Annotated in this window: 2 protein-coding genes; one reads left to right on the top strand and one right to left on the bottom strand. The window is 69.7% G+C overall.

Going from position 1 to position 4,331, the window contains the following annotated elements; all coding sequences use genetic code 11:
- Positions 1-2,451: bifunctional [glutamate--ammonia ligase]-adenylyl-L-tyrosine phosphorylase/[glutamate--ammonia-ligase] adenylyltransferase (gene glnE, locus B2W70_RS08395; RefSeq protein ID WP_286744719.1), on the bottom strand; the 2,451-nt coding region annotated here is incomplete at its 3' end.
- Between the two features lie 140 nt (positions 2,452-2,591).
- On the opposite strand from glnE, the gene B2W70_RS08400 reads away from it, so the two are divergent.
- Positions 2,592-4,331: YhdP family protein (locus B2W70_RS08400; RefSeq protein WP_286744721.1), on the top strand; the 1,740-nt coding region annotated here is incomplete at its 3' end.

The raw sequence follows: 4,331 nt of genomic DNA on the forward strand, positions 1-4,331 counted from the left end.
GCGCTCGGCCAGGGCGAGCTCACCAGCGCACCAGCGCGCCCGCGTCAGGGCCTGGTGCTCCCAGGTCCAGGCGGTGTTGCTGCCGCGCTGGCGCTGGTAGTCGTCGTACGAGTGGTAAGACGTCACCAGCAGGCCCGAGTTGCCATTGGGGCGCAGGGCGGTGTCGATGTCGAAGAGCTCGCCCACCGAGGTGCGCAGCGTCAGCCAGGTGATGAGCTTGCGCGCGAACAGCAGGTAGGCGTCGATGGGGCTGGGGGTGTCGGGGCCGGCGTCCTGCTCGGGGGAGTCCTGCTTGTCGTCGTAGACGAAGACGACGTCCAGGTCGGATCCGTAGCCCAGTTCCTTGCCGCCCAGCTTGCCGTAGGCGATGACGGCGAAATGCGGCTCGCGGCCGACGGCGTAACGGGCCTGTTTGCCGGGGCGCTGTTGCAGCTCGCGCCAGGCCCAGCGCAGCGTGATGTCCAGCGTGGTGTCGGCCAGCAGCGAGAGGTCGTCGGCGACCTGCTCGACGCTGAGCGTGCCTTCGACGTCGCGCACCAGGGTGCGAAACACCTCGGCGTGGTGGGCGCGGCGCAGCGTGTCCATCAGGGCTTCTTCGTCGGCCTGGCCGGCGCGCACCCAGGCGTTGTGGCGCTCTTCGAGTTCGGCGCGGTAGGCCTTGGCGTCGAAGCGGCCGTCCATCAGGCGCGGGTCGGCCAGCTCGTCGATCACGCCAGGGTGGCGCAGCAGGTAGCGCATCGACCAGCGGGCCAGGCCCAGCAGGCGCAGCAGGCGCTTGAGCACCTCGGTGCGCTCGGCCAGCAGCGAGAGGTAGCTGTCGCGGCGCAGCAGCGGGTTGAGCCACTCGACGAAGCGCAGCACGGCTTCGATGCCCAGGGGCTCCTGGCCGTCTGGGCCTTCTGTCAGCGCGATTTGCGTGGCCCGGCCGATGAGTTTGGCCAGGCGCAGCTTGGCCGCGTCCGACAGCATCGTGACCTTGGGCTGGCGCGCGAACGCCAGCACGTGTGGCGCGATGGCTTGCGGCAGCTTGGCCGCGAACTCTTCGCTGTCGACCGGCAAAGGTGGGCCGCCGCAGCCTTTGCAGCCGCCTGGGTTGCCGCCTTCTCTGCCATCGTGCAGCAGGGCGTCGAACTCGGTGGCGACCAGCTCGCGCACCTGGCACAGGGCGTTGAGCAACTGGCAGGTGGGCGAGAGGCAGTCGGGGTGCGAGGACCGGTCGGCGCTGCGCTGGCTCAAGCCCATGCTGCGCGCGATCCAGTCGAGGTCGGCGTCCTGCGTGGGCAGCATGTGGGTCTGCTGGTCGTCGAGGAACTGGATGCGGTGCTCGACACGGCGCAGGAAGGTGTAGGCGTGGGCGAGCTGCTCGGCCTTGTCGGGTGCGATGAGGCCGCGCGCGACCAGGCGGGGCAGGGCCTTGAGCGTGGATCGGGTGCGGATCTCGGGGAACTGGCCGCCGCGCACCACCTGCAGCAGCTGCACGGTGAACTCGATTTCGCGGATGCCGCCGCGCGCCAGCTTGACGTCGTTGGCACGGTCGGGGCGGCCGGCGGCGCGGCGGGTGGCCTCGTCGCGGATCTTGCGGTGCAACTGGCGCAGGCCCTCGAACACGCCGTAATCGAGGTAGCGACGGTAGACGAAGGGCATGACCAGGTTGCGCAGCGCCAGGGCGCGGGCGTGGTGCTCGCCCTTGGGCATGCAGCGGCGCGGCGCCACGATGCGGCTTTTCAGCCAGGCAAAGCGCTCCCATTCGCGGCCTTGCACCAGGAAGTACTCCTCCAGCATCGCCATGCTGACCACGGGCGGGCCGGAGTTGCCGTTGGGGCGCAGCGCCAGGTCGACGCGGAAGACGAAGCCGTCTTCGGTGGTGTCGGCGATCAGGGTGCTGAGCTTGCGGGCCACGAAGGCGAAGTACTCGTGCACCGAAACCTGGCCCGAGACCCGTCCGGTGACATCGGTCACGCCGGTGGTCTGGCCGTCGTCTTCGTACACGTAGATGAGGTCGATGTCGGACGAGACGTTGAGCTCGCGCCCGCCGAGCTTGCCCATGCCGATGACCCAGAAATCGACGCGCTGGCCTTGCTCGTTGAGCGGTTGACCGTGCTTGAGGTCGGCTTCGGCCTCGGCCGCTTTCAGGGCAACGTCCAGCGTGACCTCGGCCAGCTCGGTCATGGCCAGGGTGATGGCCTGCATGGGGGCGCTGGTTTCGACGTCCTGCACCGCCAGGCGCTCCATCACCAACTGGCGGGCCACGCGCAGCGAGGAAGGCAGGTCGCGGCCATCGGCCTGCAGCCGCTCGATGAGGTGGGCGATGTCGGCGCTGCGGGGCACCCCCGGGCAGGCCTGCGCGAACGCCTGGACTTCGGCCACATAGCGGCGCCGGATGCGCTGAACGTAGCGGGAGTGGTCGGCCGGGGCCGAAGACGCAGCGGCGTCGGATGGGATGTCAATCATGGAGCCGGGTCAGGGTGCAACGGGTCTGTGCTAGGGTGCTCGCCTTGGGTCGAACCAGCAGACCTGCACGCGATGGTAGGGCACAAGCCCTCCCCGGTGGGATGGTGGTTCGACGGATGTGCGCCGATTTCATGCCCCAGATGCCCGATTCGAAGGTCGATGCGACCGACGATGCGACCGACGATCAACCTGCCGACCCCGTTGGCGCCGCTCAAGCCACTCGCGGGCCGGGGCGCTTGCTGCTCCTGCCTGCACGCTGGCTGGGGCGAACCGGGCTGAAAACCCTTCGTTGGCTGGGCTGGGGGCTGTTGGGGCTGGCATGCGTCGCGGTGGCGGCTTGGGCCTTTGTCCTGATCCAGATTCTGCCAAGGGTCAACGAATGGCGTGATGAGCTCGCGCAACAAGCCACTCAGGCCGTGGGGGCGACCGTGCGGGTGGGCGAGGTCGTGGGACGCGCCGAGGGCATCTGGCCGGTGCTGTCGCTGCGCGAAGTGAGCATCCTGGACAGTCAGGGGCGACCGGCCTTGCGCCTGCCCGAGGTCGAAGCCCGGCTGTCCATGGCGACCCTGGCCCCCACGGCCTTGCTCGATCGGGAGCTGCGCCTGGATCGCCTGGTGATCGTGGCACCCGAGTTGGATGTGCGCCGCGACCGGGACGGCGTGCTGCACGTGGCTGGTTTGAGCCTGCCCAGTGGGGCGTCGTCGTCGGGGCAGGGCAGCGCCGCGGGTGACTGGGTTTTGTCGCAGTCGCGCATCCAGATCCGCCAGGGCACGGTGCGCTGGCGGGATGACTACCTCGGTGCCCCCGAGCTGGCCCTGCAGCAGGTGGACTTGACGCTGAAAAACCGGCCGTCCTGGCGAGGACGGGTGCATGAACTCAGCCTCTCGGCGACGCCGCCCTCCGAGTTTGGTCAGCGTTTCCGGATCGAGGCGCACATGAGCCAGCCGGTGTGGTTGGTCGGCCAGGCGGGCTGGTCACCGAAGCTGGACATCGAGACGACCCGTCCGGCGGACTGGCGAACCTGGTCGGGCGAGGTCAAGGCCCGTTTCGAGCACGTCGATGTGCGCCGACTGCGTCAACACGTGCGGCTGCCCATCGAGGTGGCCGGCGGACAGGGCGGCGTGTCCGCGTCGGTGGGTTTGACGCGGGGGCGCCTGAGCCGCGTCGGCCTGCAAGCCGATGTGCGCGACATCCAGGTGCGACTGGCGCCTGATTTGCCGCGTCTGGCTTTCAAGCGCCTGAGTGGCGAGGTCGTGGTCGGCAACGATCGCTCGAGCGCATCGATGGCCTACCGCGACCTGGCCTTCACCTTGGACGATGGCCTCCATTGGCCTGCCAGCTCAGGTCGACTGACCTGGCAGCACGCGCCCTGGCCCCACGGCTGGCCATCGACAGGGTGGGGCGACAGCCTGGGCGGAGAGGCCGAGGCCGACCGACTGGACCTGGCGCAACTGGCCTTGCTGGCCGATCGCCTGCCCTTGCCGGCACGCGCACGCCAAGCCTTGTCCGACCTGGCGCCCAAAGGCGTCATCGAGGGGCTGTCGTGGCGCTGGGAGGGCGGCGCCATCGACCCTCGGCGTTACCAGCTCAAAGCCCGGGTGCGCGGCCTGGGGCTGTCGGAATCCCGCGAGCCAGGGCAGGGCCGGCCGGGTCTGGCCGGGGCCGATGTCACGGTCCAGGCCACCGAGTCAGGCGGCAGCGCCGACCTGGCCTTGCGCAGGGGCTGGTTGGGTTTCCCGGGGGTGTTCGAAGAGCCCCGCATCGAGCTTGACAGCCTCGACGCCCGGGTCCAGTGGTCGCTCAAGCCACCTGCGACCGAAGGGGCGCCTGCGGGGTGGCAGGTCGACGTTCGCCAGGCCCGGTTCGCCAACGCCGAGGCC

It is taken from the genome of Aquabacterium sp. UBA2148, from assembly GCF_002328915.1.
GTDB classification, from domain to species: domain Bacteria; phylum Pseudomonadota; class Gammaproteobacteria; order Burkholderiales; family Burkholderiaceae_C; genus Aquabacterium; species Aquabacterium parvum.